The sequence below is a fragment of the Pseudomonas grimontii genome, assembly GCF_007858185.1.
Taxonomy (GTDB): Bacteria; Pseudomonadota; Gammaproteobacteria; order Pseudomonadales; family Pseudomonadaceae; genus Aquipseudomonas; species Aquipseudomonas grimontii.
On the sequence record NZ_VFES01000001.1, the window covers coordinates 189,741 to 211,508 of the forward strand.

18 protein-coding genes are annotated in these 21,768 nt (G+C 61.1%); 12 read left to right on the forward strand and 6 right to left on the reverse strand.

The features are described 5' to 3' along the window. Nucleotides 1-21 precede the first annotated feature (21 nt). From kdgD to FIV39_RS00965, 5 genes are all read left to right on the forward strand, one after another. Nucleotides 22-933, forward strand: a complete 912-nt coding sequence (kdgD, locus tag FIV39_RS00945) for a 5-dehydro-4-deoxyglucarate dehydratase (protein ID WP_053131601.1) — start codon at nucleotides 22-24, stop codon at nucleotides 931-933. 54 nt (nucleotides 934-987) lie between these two features. Continuing rightward, a complete protein-coding gene (locus FIV39_RS00950; RefSeq protein ID WP_027604836.1) occupies nucleotides 988-2,433 on the forward strand; it encodes an aldehyde dehydrogenase family protein in 1,446 nt (481 codons plus the stop codon). A 98-nt stretch (nucleotides 2,434-2,531) separates the two neighbouring features. Continuing rightward, on the forward strand, nucleotides 2,532-3,896 hold the full coding sequence (locus FIV39_RS00955; protein ID WP_146371463.1) for an MFS transporter: 1,365 nt from the start codon (nucleotides 2,532-2,534) through the stop codon (nucleotides 3,894-3,896). Nucleotides 3,897-3,907: 11 nt separating this feature from the next. Then, entirely contained in the window at nucleotides 3,908-5,461 is a 1,554-nt protein-coding gene (gene garD / locus FIV39_RS00960; protein WP_090409447.1) for a galactarate dehydratase, read from the forward strand. 176 nt (nucleotides 5,462-5,637) lie between these two features. Continuing rightward, nucleotides 5,638-6,579, forward strand: coding sequence for an AEC family transporter (locus FIV39_RS00965; protein ID WP_090409445.1), 942 nt, complete (start codon nucleotides 5,638-5,640; stop codon nucleotides 6,577-6,579). On the opposite strand, the gene FIV39_RS00970 is transcribed toward FIV39_RS00965, so the two are convergent. From FIV39_RS00970 to gatC, 6 genes are all read right to left on the reverse strand, one after another. Continuing rightward, nucleotides 6,576-6,956, reverse strand: coding sequence for a carboxymuconolactone decarboxylase family protein (locus FIV39_RS00970; RefSeq protein ID WP_065924306.1), 381 nt, complete (start codon nucleotides 6,954-6,956; stop codon nucleotides 6,576-6,578). The genes FIV39_RS00965 and FIV39_RS00970 overlap by 4 nt on opposite strands. Further along, the gene (locus FIV39_RS00975; protein ID WP_090409442.1) at nucleotides 6,953-7,999 is read right to left on the reverse strand and encodes a calcium/sodium antiporter; all 1,047 of its coding nucleotides are present in this window, start codon (nucleotides 7,997-7,999) and stop codon (nucleotides 6,953-6,955) included. Before FIV39_RS00975 ends, FIV39_RS00970 begins: the two co-directional genes overlap by 4 nt. 58 nt (nucleotides 8,000-8,057) lie before the next feature. Next, the gene (locus FIV39_RS00980; protein ID WP_090409440.1) at nucleotides 8,058-8,429 is read right to left on the reverse strand and encodes a septal ring lytic transglycosylase RlpA family protein; all 372 of its coding nucleotides are present in this window, start codon (nucleotides 8,427-8,429) and stop codon (nucleotides 8,058-8,060) included. A gap of 174 nt (nucleotides 8,430-8,603) precedes the next feature. Next, on the reverse strand, nucleotides 8,604-10,049 hold the full coding sequence (gatB, locus tag FIV39_RS00985) for an Asp-tRNA(Asn)/Glu-tRNA(Gln) amidotransferase subunit GatB (protein ID WP_090409438.1): 1,446 nt from the start codon (nucleotides 10,047-10,049) through the stop codon (nucleotides 8,604-8,606). 10 nt (nucleotides 10,050-10,059) lie between these two features. Next, complete coding sequence (gene gatA, locus FIV39_RS00990; protein WP_090409436.1) at nucleotides 10,060-11,511, reverse strand: Asp-tRNA(Asn)/Glu-tRNA(Gln) amidotransferase subunit GatA; 1,452 nt, start codon at nucleotides 11,509-11,511, stop codon at nucleotides 10,060-10,062. A 16-nt stretch (nucleotides 11,512-11,527) separates the two neighbouring features. Further along, complete coding sequence (gene gatC / locus FIV39_RS00995) at nucleotides 11,528-11,815, reverse strand: Asp-tRNA(Asn)/Glu-tRNA(Gln) amidotransferase subunit GatC (protein ID WP_003171764.1); 288 nt, start codon at nucleotides 11,813-11,815, stop codon at nucleotides 11,528-11,530. Between the two features lie 210 nt (nucleotides 11,816-12,025). On the opposite strand from gatC, the gene mreB reads away from it, so the two are divergent. From mreB to FIV39_RS01030, 7 genes are all read left to right on the forward strand, one after another. Then, complete coding sequence (gene mreB, locus FIV39_RS01000; RefSeq protein WP_015093487.1) at nucleotides 12,026-13,063, forward strand: rod shape-determining protein MreB; 1,038 nt, start codon at nucleotides 12,026-12,028, stop codon at nucleotides 13,061-13,063. Nucleotides 13,064-13,201: 138 nt separating this feature from the next. Next, a complete protein-coding gene (gene mreC, locus FIV39_RS01005) occupies nucleotides 13,202-14,311 on the forward strand; it encodes a rod shape-determining protein MreC (protein WP_090409434.1) in 1,110 nt (369 codons plus the stop codon). Next, nucleotides 14,311-14,799, forward strand: a complete 489-nt coding sequence (gene mreD, locus FIV39_RS01010) for a rod shape-determining protein MreD (protein ID WP_027604826.1) — start codon at nucleotides 14,311-14,313, stop codon at nucleotides 14,797-14,799. Before mreC ends, mreD begins: the two co-directional genes overlap by 1 nt. A gap of 51 nt (nucleotides 14,800-14,850) precedes the next feature. After that, the gene (locus FIV39_RS01015; RefSeq protein ID WP_090409432.1) at nucleotides 14,851-15,447 is read left to right on the forward strand and encodes a Maf family protein; all 597 of its coding nucleotides are present in this window, start codon (nucleotides 14,851-14,853) and stop codon (nucleotides 15,445-15,447) included. Between the two features lie 70 nt (nucleotides 15,448-15,517). Continuing rightward, the gene (rng, locus tag FIV39_RS01020; RefSeq protein WP_010213134.1) at nucleotides 15,518-16,975 is read left to right on the forward strand and encodes a ribonuclease G; all 1,458 of its coding nucleotides are present in this window, start codon (nucleotides 15,518-15,520) and stop codon (nucleotides 16,973-16,975) included. A 76-nt stretch (nucleotides 16,976-17,051) separates the two neighbouring features. Further along, nucleotides 17,052-20,867, forward strand: a complete 3,816-nt coding sequence (locus FIV39_RS01025; RefSeq protein WP_090409431.1) for a YhdP family protein — start codon at nucleotides 17,052-17,054, stop codon at nucleotides 20,865-20,867. A 48-nt stretch (nucleotides 20,868-20,915) separates the two neighbouring features. Further along, nucleotides 20,916-21,764, forward strand: coding sequence for a carbon-nitrogen hydrolase family protein (locus FIV39_RS01030; RefSeq protein WP_090409430.1), 849 nt, complete (start codon nucleotides 20,916-20,918; stop codon nucleotides 21,762-21,764). The last annotated feature ends 4 nt before the right edge of the window (nucleotides 21,765-21,768 follow it).

Genomic DNA, 21,768 nt, shown 5'->3' on the forward strand with positions numbered 1-21,768 from the left:
TTCGCCCAGGGTGTTCGAATAATGAATCCACAAGAACTGAAGTCCATCCTCTCCCACGGTCTGCTGTCTTTCCCGGTGACCGATTTCAACGCCCAGGGTGACTTCCACCAGGCGGGCTACATCAAGCGCCTGGAATGGCTGGCCCCTTACGGCGCCACCGCTTTGTTCGCAGCGGGCGGCACCGGTGAGTTTTTCTCCCTCGCCGCCAGCGAATATTCCCAAGTGGTCAAGACCGCCGTTGATACCTGCGCCACCAGCGTGCCGATCCTCGCCGGTGTCGGTGGTTCCACTCGCCAGGCCATTGAGTACGCGCAAGAGGCCGAGCGCCTGGGCGCCAAAGGCCTGCTGCTGCTGCCGCACTACCTCACCGAAGCCAGCCAGGACGGCGTTGCCGCCCACGTTGAAGCCGTGTGCAAATCGGTCAAAATCGGTGTGGTGGTCTACAACCGCAACGTGTGCCGCCTGACCGCTCCGCTGCTGGAACGTCTGGCCGAACGCTGCCCGAACCTGATCGGCTACAAGGATGGCCTGGGTGACATCGAGTTGATGGTGTCGATCCGCCGTCGTCTGGGCGATCGTTTCAGCTACCTCGGCGGCCTGCCGACCGCAGAGGTTTACGCCGCTGCCTACAAGGCCCTGGGCGTGCCGGTGTACTCCTCGGCGGTGTTCAACTTCATCCCGAAAACCGCGATGGACTTCTACCACGCCATTGCCAAGGATGATCACGCCACCGTCGCCAAGATCATCGATGACTTCTTCCTGCCTTATCTGGACATCCGTAACCGCAAGGCCGGCTATGCCGTGAGCATCGTCAAGGCGGGTGCAAAAATTGTCGGCTATGACGCAGGCCCTGTGCGCACGCCGCTGACCGATCTGCTGCCGGAAGAATACGAAGCCCTGGCCGCGCTGATCGACAAGCAAGGTCCGCAATAAATTATCCACAAGGCCGCTGAGCAATCAGCGGCCTTTTGCGTCAGGAGAAGATTCGTGTCCCAAGTAAAGCGTTTTGAGAACTACATCAACGGTGAATGGGTTGCCGGCGCCGACTATTGCGTCAATCTCAACCCGTCGGAGTTGTCCGATGTCATTGGTGAATACGCCAAGGCTGACGTCACCCAGGTCAACGCCGCCATCGACGCCGCCCGCGCCGCGTTCCCGGCCTGGTCCACTTCCGGTATCCAGGCTCGCCACGATGCCCTGGATAAAGTCGGCAGCGAAATTCTCGCCCGTCGCGAAGAACTCGGCACCCTGTTGGCCCGTGAAGAAGGCAAGACCCTGCCTGAAGCCATCGGTGAAGTGACCCGCGCCGGTAACATCTTCAAGTTCTTCGCCGGTGAATGCCTGCGGTTGTCCGGCGACTACGTGCCGTCGGTGCGCCCGGGCGTCAATGTTGAAGTCACCCGCGAAGCCCTGGGTGTGGTCGGCCTGATCACCCCGTGGAACTTCCCGATTGCCATTCCTGCCTGGAAGATCGCCCCGGCCCTGGCCTACGGTAACTGTGTGGTGATCAAACCGGCTGAACTGGTACCGGGCTGCGCCTGGGCCCTGGCGGAGATCATCTCCCGCGCCGGTTTCCCTGCCGGTGTGTTCAACCTGGTGATGGGCAGCGGTCGTGTGGTGGGCGACGTGCTGGTCAACAGCCCGAAAGTCGACGGCATCAGCTTCACCGGTTCCGTCGGTGTGGGCCGTCAGATCGCTGTCAGCTGTGTGTCTCGCCAGGCCAAAGTGCAGTTGGAAATGGGCGGCAAGAACCCGCAGATCATTCTTGACGACGCCGACCTCAAGCAGGCCGTCGAGTTGTCGGTACAGAGTGCGTTCTACTCCACCGGCCAGCGTTGCACCGCGTCCAGCCGCCTGATCGTCACTGCTGGCATTCACGATCAGTTCGTCGCGGCCATGGCCGAGCGTATGAAGTCGATCAAGGTCGGCCACGCGCTGAAAAGCGGCACCGACATCGGTCCGGTGGTTTCCCAGGCCCAACTGGACCAGGACATGAAGTACATCGACATTGGCCAAAGCGAAGGCGCGCGGCTGGTGAGCGGTGGCGGTCTGGTGACCTGTGACACCGAAGGCTACTACCTGGCGCCGACGCTGTTTGCCGACAGCGAAGCCGCCATGCGCATCAGCCGTGAAGAGATCTTCGGCCCAGTGGCCAACGTCGTGCGCGTGGCGGACTACGAGGCGGCGCTGGCCATGGCCAACGACACCGAGTTTGGTTTGTCGGCGGGCATTGCCACCACGTCGTTGAAGTACGCCAACCACTTCAAGCGTCATTCCCAGGCGGGGATGGTGATGGTGAACCTGCCGACGGCAGGTGTGGATTACCACGTTCCATTCGGTGGCCGTAAAGGCTCCTCCTATGGCTCGCGGGAGCAAGGTCGCTATGCGCAAGAGTTCTACACCGTGGTGAAAACCAGCTACATCGGTTCGTAATACGCAACACCCAGTGGGGGCCGGATGCCTGCCGGTCTCCACGACAAAAACAGAAAACCATTACCCGCAAAAAAAATAATTAGTGGGAGTACTTCTACATGCAAGCGACCAAGCCGACCCATGTCCGCTATTTGATCCTGTTCATGCTGTTCCTGGTGACCACGATCAACTACGCCGACCGGGCCACCATCGCCATCGCGGGCTCCAGCCTGCAAAAAGACCTCGGCATCGACGCGGTCACCCTCGGTTATATCTTCTCCGCATTCGGTTGGGCCTACGTGGCCGGGCAAATTCCCGGCGGCTGGCTGCTGGACCGTTTCGGCTCGAAAAAAGTCTACGCCCTGAGCATCTTCACCTGGTCGCTGTTCATCGTGCTGCAAGGCTATGTCGGTGAGTTCGGTGTCTCCACTGCGGTTGTTGCGCTGTTCATGCTGCGCTTCATGGTGGGCCTGGCCGAAGCGCCGTCCTTCCCCGGTAACGCGCGTATTGTCGCCGCCTGGTTCCCAACCGCCGAACGCGGTACGGCGTCGGCGATCTTCAACTCGGCGCAGTACTTCGCCACGGTGCTGTTCGCACCGTTGATGGGCTGGATCGTCTACCGCTTCGGCTGGCAGCACGTGTTTATCGTGATGGGCGTGATCGGCATCGTGTTCTCGCTGATCTGGCTGAAAGTTATCCACAGCCCACGCCAGCACCCGATGATCAACGAAGCCGAGCTCAATCACATCGCCGCCAATGGCGCGATGGTCGATATGGACCAGGACAAAGGCAAGGGTAAGAAAACCGACGGTCCGAAGTGGGATTACATCCGTCAGTTGCTGACCAACCGCATGATGCTTGGCGTGTATCTGGGCCAGTACTGCATCAACGGCATCACCTACTTCTTCCTGACCTGGTTCCCGGTGTACCTGGTGCAGGACCGTGGCATGACCATCCTCAAGGCCGGTTTCATCGCCTCGTTGCCGGCGATCTGCGGGTTTATCGGTGGCGTGCTGGGCGGGGTGATTTCCGACTACCTGCTGCGCAAAGGCCATTCGCTGACGTTCGCCCGCAAGGCACCGATCATCGCGGGCCTGCTGGTTTCCAGCAGCATCATTGCGTGTAACTACGTTGACGTTGAATGGATGGTGGTGGGCTTCATGGCCTTGGCCTTCTTCGGCAAAGGCGTTGGCGCACTGGGCTGGGCGGTGGTGTCCGACACCTCGCCGAAACAAATAGCCGGTCTCAGTGGCGGCTTGTTCAACACCTTCGGTAACCTGGCGTCGATCACCACGCCGATTGTCATCGGCTACATCATCAGCACCACCGGCTCGTTCAAATGGGCACTGGTGTTCGTCGGCGCCAACGCGCTGGTGGCGGTGTTCAGCTATCTGGTCATCGTCGGTCCGATCAAGCGTGTAGTACTCAAAGAGCCGCCAAGCAAGGGGCCTGAGTTGACCAACCTAACCGAAGCGCATTCCTGAGAGGCCCCGTGATGCAGTTGATTGAACATGCCGACTCGCCGCGCTCCATTCGCCTGCACGAGCGCGACAACGTAGTGATCGTGGTCAACGACCAGGGCGTACCGGCCGGGACCGAGTTCCCGGACGGCCTGGTGACCGTGGATTTCATCCCCCAGAGCCACAAAGTGACCCTGGAAGACATCCCCGAAGGCGGTCAGATTATTCGCTACGGCCAGACCATCGGTTACGCCCTGGCGCCGATTCCGCGCGGCAGTTGGGTCCAGGAGGATCAACTGCGCATGCCGACCGCGCCGCCGCTGGACAGCTTGCCGCTGTCCACCGAGGTGCCTGAAACCCAGGCACCGTTGGAGGGGTTTACCTTCGAAGGCTATCGCAACGCCGACGGCACCGTGGGCACGCGCAATATCCTCGGCATCACCACCACGGTGCAGTGCGTGACGGGTGTGCTGGACCATGCGGTCAAGCGCATCAAGGACGAATTGTTGCCCAAGTACCCCCACGTCGATGACGTGGTGGCGCTGACCCACAGCTACGGCTGTGGGGTGGCGATTACTGCGACGGATGCCTACATCCCGATCCGTACCGTACGCAACCTGGCGCGCAACCCGAACCTGGGCGGCGAAGCCCTGGTGATCGGCCTGGGCTGCGAGAAATTGCAGGCCGGGCAGGTGATGCACGACAACGACAGCTCCGTCGACCTCAGCGAGCCATGGCTGTATCGGTTGCAGGATTCCAGTCATGGCTTTACCGAGATGATCGAGCAGATCATGGACTTGGCCGAAGTCCGCCTGAAGAAGCTCGACCAGCGCCGCCGGGAAACCGTGCCGGCGTCCGAGCTGATCCTGGGCATGCAGTGCGGCGGCAGTGATGCGTTTTCCGGTATCACCGCCAACCCGGCGCTGGGCTATGCCTCGGATTTGTTGCTGCGGGCGGGGGCGACGGTGATGTTTTCCGAAGTCACCGAAGTGCGTGATGCCATCTATCTGCTGACTTCGCGTGCGCAGACCAAGGAAATTGCCCAGGAGCTGGTGCGGGAAATGGACTGGTACGACCGTTACCTGGCCAAGGGCGAGGCGGATCGCAGTGCCAATACCACGCCGGGCAACAAGAAGGGCGGGTTGTCGAACATTGTCGAGAAGTCCCTGGGTTCCATCGTCAAGTCCGGCAGCAGCGCGATCAACGGTGTGCTGGGCCCGGGCGAGCGCTTCAAAAGCAAGGGTCTGATCTTTTGCGCGACGCCGGCCAGTGATTTTGTCTGCGGCACGCTGCAATTGGCGGCGGGGATGAACCTGCATGTGTTCACCACCGGGCGTGGCACGCCTTACGGGTTGGCGATGGCGCCGGTGGTGAAGGTTTCGACGCGTACAGAGCTGGCACAGCGCTGGCCGGACCTCATCGATATCGACGCCGGGCGCATTGCCACCGGGCGCGCGACCATCGAGGAGCTGGGCTGGGAGTTGTTCCACTTCTATCTGGACGTGGCCAGCGGTAAGAAGCAGACCTGGGCGGAGCATCACAAGCTGCATAACGACATTACGTTGTTCAACCCGGCGCCGATCACCTGAGACCGAGTCGCCTGCATCGGGGTTAAGCCCCCTCCCACACTCGACCGCATTCCTACAGGATAAATGCGGTCAAACTGTGGGAGGGGGCTTGCCCCCGATAGCGGTCTATCGGGCACTGCGCGTTTGTATGGCTTATCATTAGCCACCTAACGACGCTCACCAAGGTTCTCCCCGGCATGCTGGCTATCTTCCTCACCACCCTCACCATCACCGCGCCGGTATTCGCCATGCTGTTCCTGGGTGTGCTGCTCAAGCGCATCAACTGGATCAACGACAACTTTATCCACACGGCTTCGTCCCTGGTGTTCAACGTCACCATGCCGGCGTTGCTGTTCCTGGGCATCCTGCATGCCGACCTGCACTCGGCGCTCAAGCCGGGTTTGCTGATCTATTTTGCCGTTGCCACGCTGGTGAGCTTTGTCCTGGCCTGGGGCTGGGCGATCTTTCGCTGCAAGCGTGAAGACCGCGGTATCTACACCCAGGGCGCCTTTCGCGGCAATAACGGGGTGATCGGCCTGGCCCTGGCCGCCAGCATGTACGGCGACTACGGCATCTCCCTCGGCGCGATCCTCGCGGCGCTGGTGATCCTCTTCTACAACACGCTCTCGACCATCGTGCTGGCGGTGTACAGCCCGGTGATCAAGTCCGACCCGTGGAGCATCTTCAAAAGTGTGGTGGCCAACCCGCTGATCATCAGCGTGATCGTGGCGGCACCGTTTGCCTATTTCCAGCTCGGCCTGCCCGGCTGGCTGGAAAAATCCATGCAGTACCTGGCGGACACCACCTTGCCGCTGGCATTGATCTGTATTGGTGGCACATTGTCCCTGGCGGCGTTGCGCAAGAGCGGCAATATGGCGCTGAGCGCGAGCTTGATGAAGATGGTCTGGCTGCCGGTGGTCGCGACTCTGGGCGCGTGGCTGCTGGGCTTTCGCGGGCCGGAGTTGGGGATTCTGTTCCTGTACTTCGGCGCACCGACCGCCGCGGCGAGCTTCGTGATGGCCAGGGCGGCCGAGGGCAATCATGAACTGGCGGCGGCGATTATCGTGATCACCACGCTGATGGCGGCAGTGACCACGAATATCGGGATTTTCGTGTTGCAGGCGGGTGGCTGGATCTAACCTTCTTTCTGATAGGTGTCGATCACTTCCTGCGCCGCCCGAAACGCATCAATCGCCGCCGGTACGCCGGCATACACCGCGCAATGCAGCAGCGCTTCGCGAATTTCCTCCACGGTGCAGCCATTGTTCAGCGCGCCGCGTACGTGGCCCTTGAGCTCCTGCGGGCACTTGAGCGCGGTGAGGGCGGCGAGGGTGATCAGGCTGCGCGTCTTCAGCGGCAAGCCTTCGCGGGTCCACACGCTGCCCCAGGCGTGTTCGTTGACGAAGTCCTGCAGTGGCTGAGTGAACTCGGTGGCGTTGCCCAGGGCGCGGTCGACGAATACATCGCCCATCACCTGGCGACGCATTTCAACCCCGGGCTTTTTCTGATCGGTCATTGCGATTCCCTCTTGTGTTGGCGGCGCCAGGCTCGCAGCGTGCTGAACAACAGGAAAGCCACCAGCACTGGCAGGACGTAATACAGCATCAGTTGTTCAAGCTTGTTGGCCAGGGGCATGCCGGTGGTGAACGACATCACATGCAGTCCATACGCCAGGTACAGGCCCAACAGCACCAGGCCTTCGGCGCGGGTGACGCGGTAACCGGTATAAAACACCGGCAGGCACAGCACCACCACGCCAAGCATCACCGGCAAGTCGAAGTCCAGGGCGTTGGGCGACACCGACAGCGGCGAGGGCGCGAGCAGCGCGGTCAGCCCCAATACGCCCAGCAGGTTGAACAGGTTGCTGCCGATCACGTTGCCTACGGCAATTTCCCGCTGGCCGCGCAGGGCGGCAACCAGTGAGGTGGCCAGGCATGGCAGCGATGTGCCGACGCCGATCAGCGTGAGGCCGATGATGCGCTCCGACAGGCCCAGGTCCGCCGCCACATCCACCGCTGCGCCGAGCAGCAAGTGCCCGGCCAGCACCAGGATCAACAGCCCGCCGAGCATCTGCAGCACACTGCTTAGCCAGGGCGCCCGGGCGACGGTATCCAGGGTGCGCGGACGGCGGGAATGGCGAGTCTGGTAATGCAGCACGCCGAGGTAGGCCAGCAGGGCAATCAGCAGCAGCAGGCCGTCGACCGGTGTCAGCTCTTCATTCGCCGCCAGGGTAAACACCAGCAACCCCGCGAGGATCATCATCGGAATATCCAGGCGCACCAGCTGCCGCGAGACGCGCAGGGGGATGATCAGCGCCGACAGGCCCAGGGTCACGAGGATGTTGAAGATACTGCTGCCGATCACGCTGCCCACGGCAATGTCGGTATTGCCGGCCAGGGTGGCCTGCAGGCTGACGGTCATCTGTGGCGCGCTGCTGCCGAACGCGACGACCGTAAGGCCGATGATCAGCGGCCGCACCTTGAGGCTGGCGGCCAGGCGCACGGCGGCGCGCACCAGGATTTCGGCGCCGAGGATCAGCAGCAACAGGCCGCTGACCAGTTCAAGCAGGCTCCAGGGCGAGAGGGCGGTTAATCCGAAAATGGCCAGGGCTCCCTCTTCAGTTGCTCAGGGCTTGCACGCGAACCCGTGCAGTGCCGCTGCTCAGCATGCCCAGTTGCTCGGCAGCCTTGCGTGATAGATCGATCAAGCGCCCGCGGGTATGCGGGCCGCGATCGTTGATGCGGACCACGACGGATTTGTCGTTGTCGAGATTGGTGACCTTGACCTGGGTGCCGAAGGGCAGTTGCCGGTGGGCGGCGGTCAGGGCGTTCTGGTTGAAAGGTTCACCGCTGGCGGTTTTTTTGCCATGGTGCTTGGCGCCGTAATAAGAGGCGGTGCCGGTTTCGTTGTAGCCGTTGGGGTCGATGAGGCCGCTGGCGCAGCCGGCCAGTAGGGAGAACAGGGCTAAAAGGCCAAGTAAACGCTTCATTTCCAAGCTTACCCCTGTATCGAATATGGGCGCGGGCTTATGTGGGAGGGGGCTTGCCCCCGATAGCGTTCTGTCAGACACAGATGTGCAAGCTGATAGACCGCTATCGGGGGCAAGCCCCCTCCCACAGGGTCCGAGGCAATTATGAAATCTGCCTCGGGCTAATCATTGCAATCAGCCTTCGAGCTTGCTTTTCAGCAGTTCGTTCACCTGTTGCGGGTTGGCCTTGCCTTTGGAGGCTTTCATCGCCTGGCCGACAAAGAAGCCGAACATCTTGCCGCGCTTGGCTTCGTCTGCCGCACGGTACTGTTCGACCTGCTCGGCGTTGGCCGCCAGCATTTCATCCAGCACGGCGGAGATGGCGCCGCTGTCGGTGACTTGCTTGAGACCGCGCTTGTCGATGATCTCGTCGGCGCTGCCTTCACCGTTGGCCATGGCTTCGAACACGGTCTTGGCGATTTTGCCGGAGATGGTGTTGTCCTTGATGCGCAGCAGCATGCCGCCCAATTGCTCGGCCGACACCGGCGCTTCGTCGATCTCCAGGCCCTGTTTGTTTAACAGGCTGCCCAGCTCGACCATCACCCAGTTGGCCGCCAGCTTGGCGTCACCGGCAATGCTCACGACTTTTTCGAAGTAGTCGGCTTGCTCACGGCTCGAAGCCAGCACGCTGGCATCGTAGACCGACAGGCCGAACTGCGCCTGGAAACGCTCGCGTTTTTGCGGTGGCAATTCCGGCAGGGTGGCGCGGATGTCATTGAGGAACGAATCTTCAAGCACCACCGGCAACAGGTCCGGATCGGGGAAGTAACGGTAGTCGTTGGCTTCCTCTTTGCTGCGCATGGCGCGGGTTTCGTCTTTGTTCGGGTCGTACAGGCGCGTTTGCTGGATCACCTTGCCGCCGTCCTCGATCAGTTCGATCTGGCGACGCACTTCGGTGTTGATCGCCTTCTCGATGAAGCGGAACGAGTTGACGTTCTTGATCTCGCAGCGAGTGCCGTACTCGACCTGGCCTTTTGGCCGCACCGAGACGTTGCAGTCGCAACGCAGCGAGCCTTCGGCCATGTTGCCGTCACAGATGCCCAGGTAACGCACCAGCGCGTGGATCGTCTTGACGTAGGCCACGGCTTCCTTGGCGCTGCGCATGTCCGGCTCGGACACGATCTCCAGCAGCGGCGTGCCGGCACGGTTCAGGTCGATACCGGTGGCACCGTTGAACTCTTCGTGCAGGCTCTTGCCGGCGTCTTCTTCCAGGTGCGCACGGGTGACGCCGACACGCTTGATGGTGCCGTCTTCCAGCGGGATGTCCAGGTAGCCCTTGCCGACGATCGGCAATTCCATCTGGCTGATCTGGTAGCCCTTGGGCAGGTCCGGGTAGAAGTAGTTCTTGCGCGCGAACACGTTGTGCTGGCCGATCTCGGCGTCAATCGCCAGGCCGAACATCACCGCCATGCGCACCGCTTCCTGGTTCAGCACCGGCAGTACGCCGGGCATGCCCAGGTCGACCAGACTGGCCTGGGTATTCGGCTCGGCACCGAACGTGGTGGCGCTACCGGAGAAAATCTTCGATTGGGTGGCGAGCTGGGTATGAATCTCCAGTCCGATCACAACTTCCCATTGCATAGTGTTTTCCTCAGAAGCCGGTAGGGGTGCGAGTGTGCCAGTCGGTGTTCAACTGGTACTGGTGCGCCACATTGAGCAGGCGGCCTTCCTGGAAATACGGGGCGAGCAATTGCACGCCCACCGGCAGGCCATCGACGAAACCGGCAGGCATGGACAAGCCCGGCAGGCCCGCGAGGTTGGCGGTGATGGTGTAGAGGTCTTCCAGGTACTCGGCAATCGGGTCGCCGGTCTTGGCGCCGATTTTCCAGGCCGGGTTCGGCGTGGTTGGGCCGAGGATCACGTCGACTTCTTCAAAGGCAGCCATGAAGTCGTTCTTGATCAGGCGCCGGATTTTTTGCGCCTTGAGGTAGTACGCGTCGTAATAGCCGGCCGACAGGGCGTAGGCACCGACCATGATCCGGCGTTGAACTTCGGCACCGAAGCCTTCACCTCGGGAGCGTTTGTACAGGTCGGTCAGGTCCTTCGGGTTTTCGCAGCGGTAGCCGAAGCGCACGCCGTCGAAACGCGACAGGTTGGAGGAGGCTTCTGCCGGCGCGATCACGTAGTAGGCAGGAATCGCATGCTGGTTGTTCGGCAGGCTGATTTCCTTGATCACCGCGCCGAGCTTTTCCAGCTCCTTGACGCTGTTGTGCACCAATTCGGCGATGCGCGGGTCGAGACCGGCGCTGAAGTATTCCTTCGGCACGCCGATGCGCAGGCCCTTGAGCGAGGTATTGAGGCTGGCGCTGTAGTCCGGCACCGGTTCATCGATGCTGGTGGAGTCCTGGGCGTCGAAGCCTGCCATGCCTTGTAACAAAGTTGCGCAGTCTTCGGCTGTGCGGGCCAGGGTGCCGCCCTGATCGAGGCTGGAGGCGTAGGCGATCATGCCCCAACGGGAAACGCGACCGTAGGTCGGCTTCAGGCCGGTGAGGTTGGTGAAGGCCGCCGGCTGGCGGATCGAGCCGCCGGTGTCGGTGGCCGTGGCGGCCGGCAGGAAGCGCGCGGCAACGGCCGCAGCCGAACCGCCGGACGAACCGCCGGGCACGTGTTCCAGGTTCCACGGGTTCTTGACTGCGCCGTAGTAGCTAGACTCGTTGGCCGACCCCATGGCGAATTCGTCCATGTTGGTCTTGCCCAGGGTCACGGCCCCGGCAGCGGCCAGCTTGGATACCACGGTGGCGTCGTAGGGCGCCTTGAAGTTGTCGAGCATCTTCGAGCCGCAGCTGGTGCGAATGCCCTGGGTGCAGAACAGGTCCTTGTGGGCGATAGGTGCACCCAGCAGGGCACCGTTTTCACCGTTGGCGCGGCGTACATCCGCGGCCTTGGCCTGGCTCAAGGCCAGCTCTTCGGTGAGGCTGATGAAGCTGTTGACCTTGGGATCCAGCTCGGCGATGCGCGCAAGCAGGGTCTTGGTCAGCTCTTCGGAAGAAAACTTTTTGTCGGCGAGACCGCGGGCGATCTCGGCCAGAGTCATGTGATGCATTGCAGGCTCTTTCCCTTTAGTCGATGACTTTCGGAACCAGGTACAGGCCGTTTTCGACCGCTGGCGCGATGGACTGGTAGGCCTCGCGATTATTGCGCTCGGTCACGACGTCTGCGCGCAGGCGCTGGCTGGCTTCCAGCGGGTGAGCCAGGGGCTCGATGCCGTCGGTATTCACGGCCTGCATTTGGTCAACCAGCCCTAGAATGCTGTTCAGGGCTGCGGTGGTCTGTGGAAGATCGGCTTCATTCAGGCCAAGCGAGGCCAGATGAGCGATTTTTTCCACGTCGGAGCGTTCAAGCGCCATGGGAATCTCCAGTGGAAAACAGAACGGAGGCTGTCCGTGTGTTAGATTGTCGGAACACTACCGCATTTCTACGGTCTTACGGCCGCGATTGTGGGGGTTGGTGCACAGAAAGTCGGCCAATTTAGCACATTGGCGCCTTGCCCAAAATCCCTGTCGTTGTTAGAGTTTGCCGCACTTTTTTACCCACGCGTTGCCTAGGGTCCTTTCCCCATGTTCAAGAAACTGCGTGGCATGTTTTCCAGCGATCTTTCCATTGACCTGGGCACTGCCAACACCCTTATTTACGTGCGCGAGCGCGGTATCGTCCTGAATGAGCCATCGGTTGTGGCCATTCGGACCCATGGTAATCAGAAAAGTGTCGTTGCCGTCGGCACCGAGGCCAAGCGCATGCTCGGCCGAACACCAGGCAATATTGCTGCCATTCGTCCGATGAAAGACGGCGTGATCGCCGACTTCAGTGTCTGCGAGAAGATGCTGCAGTACTTCATCAACAAAGTTCACGAAAACAGTTTCCTGCAGCCCAGCCCTCGTGTGCTGATCTGCGTCCCGTGCAAGTCCACCCAGGTGGAGCGTCGTGCCATCCGTGAATCGGCCCTTGGCGCCGGTGCCCGCGAAGTGTTCCTGATCGAAGAGCCGATGGCTGCTGCGATCGGTGCCGGCCTGCCGGTTGAAGAAGCCCGCGGTTCGATGGTGGTGGATATCGGTGGTGGTACCACTGAAATCGCCCTGATTTCCCTGAACGGTGTGGTGTATGCCGAATCCGTACGTGTCGGCGGCGACCGCTTCGACGAAGCGATCATCACTTATGTGCGTCGCAACTACGGCAGCCTGATCGGCGAATCCACCGCCGAGCGCATCAAGCAGGAAATCGGTACCGCTTACCCGGGCGGCGAAATTCGCGAAGTCGATGTTCGCGGTCGCAACCTGGCCGAAGGCGTTCCACGTGCCTTCACCCTGAACTCCAATGAAGTGCTGGAAGCTCTGCAAGAGTCCCTGGCCACCATCGTTCAGGCTGTGAAGAGTGCCCTGGAGCAATCGCCGCCGGAACTGGCTTCCGACATCGCCGAGCGAGGCCTGGTGTTGACCGGTGGTGGCGCCTTGTTGCGCGACCTCGACAAATTGCTGGCCCAGGAAACCGGCCTGCCGGTGATCGTCGCCGAAGACCCGCTGACCTGCGTTGCCCGTGGCGGTGGTCGTGCACTGGAAATGATGGATAAACACACCATGGACCTGCTCTCCAGCGAATAAGATCGTTGGTTGCACCATGTTTCGCCCACAGGCAGCACTTTGCAGTGCTGCCTGTTGGCGTTTATCTTCTTCAATCTGCATCCAGGCCGGTTAGATGCCGTATGAATAAAGAGAATATTTGCCTGGGAGGAGCGGCTTATTAAACCGCTTTTCGCCAAAGGCCCCTCATTGGGCGTGCGCTTATTGGTGCTGGTCGTGCTTTCGGTCGCATTGATGGTGGTCGATGCCCGCTTTGCACTGCTCAAGCCGGTGCGTAGCCAAATGTCGCTGGTGTTGATGCAGACCTACTGGATCACCGACCTGCCGCAACGTCTCTACCAGGGCGTGGCCAGCCAATTTGGCAGCCGCACCGAGCTGGTTGCCGAGAACGAAAAACTCAAGACCGAAAACCTGCTGTTGCAGGGGCGCATGCAAAAGCTGGCGGCCCTCACCGAGCAGAACGTTCGGCTGCGCGAGTTGCTCAACTCTTCCGCGTTGGTCAACGAAAAGGTCGAAGTGGCCGAATTGATCGGCATGGATCCCAACCCCTTTACCCATCGCATCATCATCAACAAGGGTGAACGTGACGGAGTGGTCCTTGGTCAGCCGGTACTGGATGCTCGGGGACTGATGGGGCAGGTCGTAGAGTTGATGCCCTACACCTCGCGGGTCCTGCTGCTGACGGACACCACCCACAGCATTCCGGTGCAGGTGAACCGTAACGGCTTGCGCGCGATCGCCAGCGGCACCGGCAACCCTGAGCGCCTGGAATTGCGTCACGTCGCGGACACGGCCGACATCAAGGAAGGCGACCTGTTGGTCAGCTCCGGCCTGGGCCAGCGCTTCCCGGCGGGTTACCCGGTGGCAACGGTCAAGGAAGTGATCCACGATTCCGGCCAGCCATTCGCCATTGTGCGCGCCGTGCCCACTGCCGCCCTGAACCGCAGCCGCTACCTGTTGCTGGTGTTCAGCGACAATCGCACTCCGGAAGAGCGCGCCAACGACGCCGCCCAGGCCCAGGAAGCGGAAGACAAGAAGAACGGCACTGCGCCGATCATTCCCGCGACCGTGCCCAAGCCTCAGTCGACTACCCCCGTTGTACCGGCGGCAACTCCGGCAGCTACTGCGCCTGTGGCCACACCGGTCAAGCCGGCGGCCCATAGCGTGCACCCGGTGAAGCCGACTGCCGCGAAACCACCTGCCACCACGACGCCCGCTGCGAAGCCTCCAGCCGCAGCCCCGGCAACCACACGGCAGAGGGAGGAATAATGGCCGGTACTCATTCGAGCAATGGCTGGATCGTCTGGCTGACATTCGCCATCGGCCTGCTGCTCAGCGTTTCGCCGCTGCCGCAGTTCATGGAGATCCTGCGTCCGCTCTGGCTGGCATTGCTGCTGGCATTCTGGTCGCTGAACCTGCCGCATAAAGTGGGCATGGTTACCGCCATGTTCCTGGGCTTGGCGGAAGATGTGCTGTATGGCACCTTGCTGGGCCAGAACGCGTTGATCCTGACCCTGATCACCTTCCTGGTGCTGTCGTTGCAGCAGCGCCTGCGGATGTTCCCGATGTGGCAGCAATGCCTGGTGATCCTGGTGATCTTCGGCCTGGCGCAGTTGGTACAGCTGTGGCTCAGTGCCTTGACCGGTAACCGCCAGCCAACCCTGGCGCTGGTATTGCCGGCCCTGGTCAGTGCGCTGCTGTGGCCGTGGATCAGTTTCGGCCTGCGCGGGTTACGTCGTCGCTATAAAATCAATTGAATGGATTGCGAGGCTCTGCCTGGTTATCGAACTCCACAGGGAGAGCCTGCAATGAATTCGCTTTATCTGGCCTCAGGCTCCCCGAGACGGCGTGAACTGCTGACCCAGATCGGTGTGCCTTTCACCGTGGTCAGCGCCGCTATCGATGAAACTCCCTTTACCAATGAATCGGCTGTTGCCTACGTTGAGCGTCTTGCGCGCGGCAAGGCGGCGGCGGGATTTGCTGCGCTTGGGGAAACCCCAGGTGCTTGCGTACTGGGCGCCGATACGGCGGTGGTTGTGGACGGCCAGATCCTTGGCAAGCCGGTGGACCAGGCTGATGCCCTGGCGATGTTGATGGCTTTGGCTGGGCGTGAGCATGAAGTCCTCACCGCCATCGCGCTCACCGACGGCCCGCGCTGTGAAACCCGATGTGTCAGTAGTCGAGTACTTTTTCGTGGGATTTCTGTCGAGGAGGCTACAACCTACTGGCACAGTGGCGAACCCCAGGACAAGGCGGGCGGCTATGCTATTCAAGGGCTTGGGTCGGTGTTTGTGGCCGGGCTCAACGGCAGCTATTCCGCCGTGGTAGGGCTGCCGGTGTGCGAAACCGCGCAACTGCTCGACCAATTCGGCATACCCTGTTGGCAAAACCTTACCGCGCGCTGAACGCGTTACTCCAGCGCCCAGCCTTAAGCGACCGGTCACTATTGTGAAAACGCCTGAACGAGACCCAGCCATGAGTGAAGAGATTCTGATCAATATCACGCCGATGGAATCGCGCGTGGCGGTGGTAGAGAACGGTGTTCTGCAAGAAGTGCATGTCGAGCGCACCCAAAAGCGCGGGATCGTCGGCAATATCTACAAGGGCAAGGTGGTGCGGGTGTTGCCGGGGATGCAGGCGGCATTTGTCGACATCGGCCTGGACCGGGCGGCGTTTATCCACGCCTCGGAGATCTCCCTGCGCGAAGGGCCGGCGGTGGAAAGCATCAGTGCCTTGGTGCATGAGGGGCAAAGCCTGGTGGTGCAAGTCACCAAGGACCCCATCGGCTCCAAGGGGGCGCGGCTGACGACTCAGCTGTCGATTCCTTCGCGCTACCTGGTTTACATGCCGCGCACCGCCCATGTCGGCATCTCCCTGAAGATTGAAGACGAAGCCGAGCGCGAGCGCCTGAAAAAGGTGGTCAGCGACTGCGTGGCCGCCGAAGGCATCAAGGAAGCGGGTGGCTTTATCCTGCGCACCGCCGCCGAGGGCGCCGGTGCTGACGAAATCCTCATGGACATTCGCTACCTGCGGCGTTTGTGGGACCAGATCGGCGCACAGATCAAGACCATCGGCGCGCCGAGTGTGATCTACGAAGATCTGGGCCTGGCCCTGCGCACCTTGCGCGACCTGGTCAGCCCCAAGATTGAGAAAATCCGCATCGACTCGCGGGAAACCTTCCAGCGCACCACGCAGTTTGTTGCCGAGCTGATGCCGGAAATTGCCGACCGCCTGGAGCACTACCCTGGTGAACGGCCGATCTTCGACCTGTATGGCGTCGAGGACGAAATCCAGAAAGCCCTGGAACGCAAGGTACCGCTCAAGTCCGGTGGCTACCTGGTGGTGGACCCGGCGGAAGCCATGACCACCATCGACGTCAACACCGGCGCGTTTGTTGGCCATCGCAACCTTGAAGAAACCATCTTCAAGACCAATCTCGAAGCCGCCACGGCGATTGCCCGCCAACTGCGCCTGCGTAACCTGGGCGGCATCATCATCATCGACTTCATCGACATGGAAGATGAAGAGCACCAGCGCCAGGTGCTGCGCACGCTCGAAAAGCAGCTGGAGCGCGACCACGCCAAGACCAATATCATCGGTATCACCGAGCTGGGCCTGGTGCAGATGACCCGCAAGCGCACCCGCGAGAGCCTGGAGCAGGTGCTGTGCGAGCCGTGCAGCAGTTGCCAGGGCCGTGGCAAGTTGAAGACCCCGGAAACGGTTTGCTACGAGATTTTCCGGGAAATCTTACGAGAGGCACGGGCCTATCAGGCCGAAGGCTATAGAGTGCTTGCCAACCAGAAAGTGGTTGACCGCCTGCTGGATGAAGAGTCCGGTAACGTGGCTGAACTGGAGGGTTTTATCGGACGTACGATTCGCTTCCAGGTCGAAACCATGTACTCCCAGGAACAATACGACGTGGTGCTGCTCTGATCCCCATTCGCTTTCTTTTTACGAGACTCGCAGACCTGGATCTGCAGTCCGACTACTGCCTTGAGGGTCGCCTGACATGGAGCGTCTGATACGCTTTTTTGCCGCTTTGACCCGTTGGGGCCTAGGCCTGTGCGCCTTGCTTCTGGTATTGGCGGCGGTGTATGTGAGCCTGGGTCGTGAATTGACCCCGCTGGTGGCCGAATACCGCGCGGAAATCGAAGCCAAGGCCCAGGCTGCGGTGGACATGCCTGTGCACATCGGCAGCCTCGAAGGCCGTTGGAGCGGCTTCGCGCCCGTGTTGCTGGCCCACGACGTGATGGTCGGCGAGGGCAGCAGTGCCTTGCGCCTGGACCAGGTTGAAGTGGTGCCGGACATGTGGGCCAGCCTGATGGCGCGCGAAGTACGTATTGCGCACCTGGAAGTCAGTGGCCTGCAACTGAGCGCCAAGGAAGACAAGGACGGCCATTGGGCGCTGCAAGGCCTGCCGATGCAGGACGACCAGCCGCTGGATCCTGAGCAATTGCTCAAGCGCATGCAGATGGTCAAGCGCGTGTCGCTGCTCGACAGCCAGGTCACCCTGCAACCGCTCGACCAGGCCCCGCTGACCCTGACGTATGTAGGCTTGAGCCTGCACACGGGCGTCACCCGCCAGCGCCTGGACGTTCGCCTGACCTTGCCCGACGGCCAGCCCCTTGCCCTGAGCCTGCGCAGCCGCATTCGCGCGAGCCAGTGGAAGGACGCCGAAGTCCAGGCCTACCTGAGCCTGCCGCAGAGCGACTGGGCCAAGTGGATTCCCGCCAGGCTGACCCAGCAGTGGAAACTCACGCAGTTCAAGGCTGGCGGTGAGTTCTGGCTGAACTGGGGTAAAGGCACTGTGCAAAGTGCGGTAGTGCGCCTCAACTCGCCGCAAGTGAAGGGCAGCTACGCCGAGCGCAAGCCGGTCCATATCGAAAACCTTGCACTCACGGCCTATCTGCAGCGCAGTGATACCGGCTTGAAGGTGTTGTTTGACTCCTTGGCGATGAACCTGGGCGAGACCCGATGGGAATCGCGCCTGCAATTGCAGCAGACCCTGGCTACCGACAAGGACCAGGAAGCCTGGCAGCTGCAGGCTGATCGCCTCGACCTGACCCCCATCACACCGTTGCTCAACGCCCTGGCACCGCTGCCGGAAGGCGTCGCCAAGACCGTCGAGCATCTGAAGGCCACCGGCCTGCTGCGTAATGTGCTGGTGGATTTCCGTCCTCAGGACACTACCGATCAAAAAGTCAGCTTTGCCGCCAACCTGGAGCGGGTCGGGTTTGACGCTTACTTCGGTGCACCGGCCGCGCGCAACGTTTCCGGCAGCATCAGCGGCGACCTGGGCCATGGCGAGTTGCGCATGGACAGCAAGGATTTCTCCCTGCACCTCGATCCGATCTTTGCCAAGCCCTGGCAGTACCTTCAGGCTAATGCCCGCCTCACGTGGAAGCTGGATAAAGAAGGCTTCACCCTGATCGCCCCGTATATCAAGGTGCTGGGGGAAGAAGGCAAGATCGCCGCCGATTTCCTGATTCGCCTGCATTTCGACCAAAGCCAGGAAGATTATATGGACCTGCGGGTCGGTATGGTCGATGGCGATGGACGCTTTACCCCTAAATACCTGCCGGCCGTGCTGAGTCCCGCGTTGGATGAGTGGCTGCGCACGGCGATTCTCAAGGGCGCAGTGGATCAGGGGTTCTTCCAGTATCAGGGGGCGCTGAACCACGACGCGTTGCCGGCCGCGCGCAATATCAGCCTGTTTTTCAAGGTGCATGACGCCGAACTGGCGTTCCAGCCGGGCTGGCCCCATGTGAACAAGGTCAATGGTGAAGTGTTTGTCGAAGAGACTGGCGTGCGCATCCTGGCCAGCAAGGGGCAGTTGCTCGACACCAAGGTCAAGGACGTCTACGTCAATATTCCCCACGCGCCGTCCGGAAAGGAAAGCCATCTGCTGCTGACCGGTGGTTTTGCCGGTGGCCTGGGTGATGGGCTGAGGATCCTCCAGGAAGCGCCAATTGGTACTGCATCCACCTTCGCCGGCTGGAAAGGCGAAGGAGACCTGCAAGGTTCACTGGATCTGGACGTTCCGCTGGTCAAGGGCATCGAACCCAAGATCGTGGTGGATTTCCAGACAGATAAGGCCCGTCTGCAATTGGCGGAACCGCCCTTGGACCTGACGCAGCTCAAGGGCAGTTTCCGCTTCGATAGCGCCAAAGGCCTGAGCGGCGAAAAGATTACAGCCCAGGCATTTGACCGGCCGATCACCGCGCAGATCTTTGCCGATGGCAAGCCGGGCAACATCAGCACCCGTGTCGCCGCCAGGGGGCAGGTGACGGTCAAGCGCCTGACGGATTGGTTGAAAGTCAGCCAGCCGTTGCCGGTGTCCGGTGATATTTCATATCAGTTGCAGCTCAATCTGGACGGTGCCGACAGCCAACTGATGGTCAGCTCCAACCTCAAGGGCGTTGCGGTGGACTTGCCTGCGCCGTTCGGCATGCCGGCCAGCCAGGGACGTGACAGCGTATTTCGCATGACCTTGCAGGGAGCTGAACGCCGCTATTGGTTTGATTACGGTGAGTTGGCCAACTTCACCTTTGCCGCACCGCCGGACAAACTCAATGACGGCCGTGGCGAGTTGTTCCTCGGCGATGGCGATGCCGTACTGCCAGCAGCCAAGGGCCTGCGCATCCGTGGCGTGCTCTCGGAACTGGATGTTGATCCGTGGAAAAAACTGGTGAACCAGTATGCTGGCAATGACCCTGGTGGCAGTGCCAAGCAACTGCTGAGCGGTGCCGAATTCAAGATTGGCAAGCTCACCGGCCTGGGTACCCAGTTCGATCAGGTCAACCTGTTGCTGGATCGAAAGTCCGCTGCCTGGGGCTTACAGTTCGACAGCCAGCAGGCCAAGGGTGCCGTGAACTTGCCGGATGCCAAGGGCGCGCCGATTGCGGTCAACCTGCAATATGTGAAGCTGCCGGCGGTGGACCCGACGGTACAGGCTGATGAAAATGCACCGGATCCGTTGGCCAGTATTGATCCCAAGGATATTCCGGCGCTGGATATTGCTATTGACCAACTGTTTCAGGGGCCGGACCTGATAGGCGCCTGGTCACTCAAGATCCGACCCACTGCCAAAGGCCTGGCCTTCAATAATCTGGACCTGGGCCTCAAGGGCATGCAACTTAAGGGCGCCGGCGGATGGGAAGGGGTTCCGGGTGACAGCAGCAGTTGGTACAAGGGCCGCCTGGACGGCAAGAACATCGCCGATGTACTCAAAGGCTGGGGCTATGCGCCCACGGTAACCAGCGAGGACTTCCACTTGGACGTGGATGGGCGTTGGCCGGGTTCGCCGGCCTGGGTCGGGCCTAAACGTTTCTCCGGCAGCCTGGATGCGACGTTCCGTAAGGGGCAGTTTGTTGAGGTGGAAGGTGGCGCCCAGGCACTGCGGGTGTTCGGCCTGCTCAACTTCAATTCCATTGGGCGCCGGCTGCGCCTGGACTTCTCCGACTTGCTGGGCAAAGGCTTGAGTTATGACCGCGTCAAGGGTCAATTGGCCGCCAGCAATGGTGTGTTCGTGACGCGCGAGCCGATCACCATGACCGGCCCGTCGAGTAACCTGGAGCTCAATGGCACACTGGACCTGGTGGCCGATCGTGTCGATGCCAAGTTGCTGGTGACGTTGCCGGTGACCAACAACCTGCCGATTGCCGCGCTGATCGTGGGTGCGCCGGCGATTGGTGGCGCACTGTTCCTGATCGACAAGCTGATCGGTGACCGTGTTTCGCGTTTCGCCAGCGTGCAATACAAGGTGGAAGGCCCTTGGAAGGATCCAAAAATCACCTTCGACAAACCATTTGAAAAACCAAACTGAGAGCCTGTGGAGTAGCATGGCCGCATGCCTTTTGCGGAGTATCGGCCCATGTCCTTTGCGGTAATTCAAATGGTCAGCCAAAGCGATGTGCTGGCCAATCTGGCCCAGGCCCGGCGGTTGTTGGAACGAGCGGCGGCCGGCGGTGCGAAGCTGGCGGTGCTGCCGGAAAACTTTGCCGCCATGGGCCGCCGCGACGTGGCGGATATTGGTCGTGCCGAGGCGCTGGGTGAAGGTCCGATCCTGCCATGGTTGAAACAGACCGCCTGCGACCTCACCTTATGGATAGTGGCTGGCACACTGCCGTTGCCGCCCAAGGATCAACCGCACGCCAAATCCAATGCCTGCTCGCTGCTGATCGATGATTGCGGCGAAGTCGTTGCCCGTTACGACAAGCTGCATTTGTTTGATGTGGATGTGGCGGATGCCCGGGGTCGCTATCGGGAGTCCGATGACTATGCTTTCGGGAACAACGTGGTGGTGGCGGATACGCCGGTCGGCCGTTTGGGCCTGACGGTATGTTACGACCTGCGCTTCCCCGAGCTGTACAGCGAGCTGCGCGCGGCGGGGGCTGAATTGATTACCGCGCCCTCGGCCTTTACTGCCGTGACCGGTGCCGCCCACTGGGATGTACTGATTCGTGCGCGGGCCATCGAAACCCAGTGTTACCTGCTGGCGGCCGCCCAGGGCGGTGTACATCCAGGGCCACGGGAAACCTATGGTCATGCGTCTATCGTCGACCCATGGGGCCAGGTGCTGACACAACAGGATCAAGGCGAAGCGGTGTTGCTGGCCGAACGCAATAGCAGTGAACAGGCGTCGATACGGGCGCGCATGCCGGTGGTCAACCATCGGCGCTTTTTCTCGCAGGGCGCACAGCGGCCTGCTTCAGAACGATGAATTT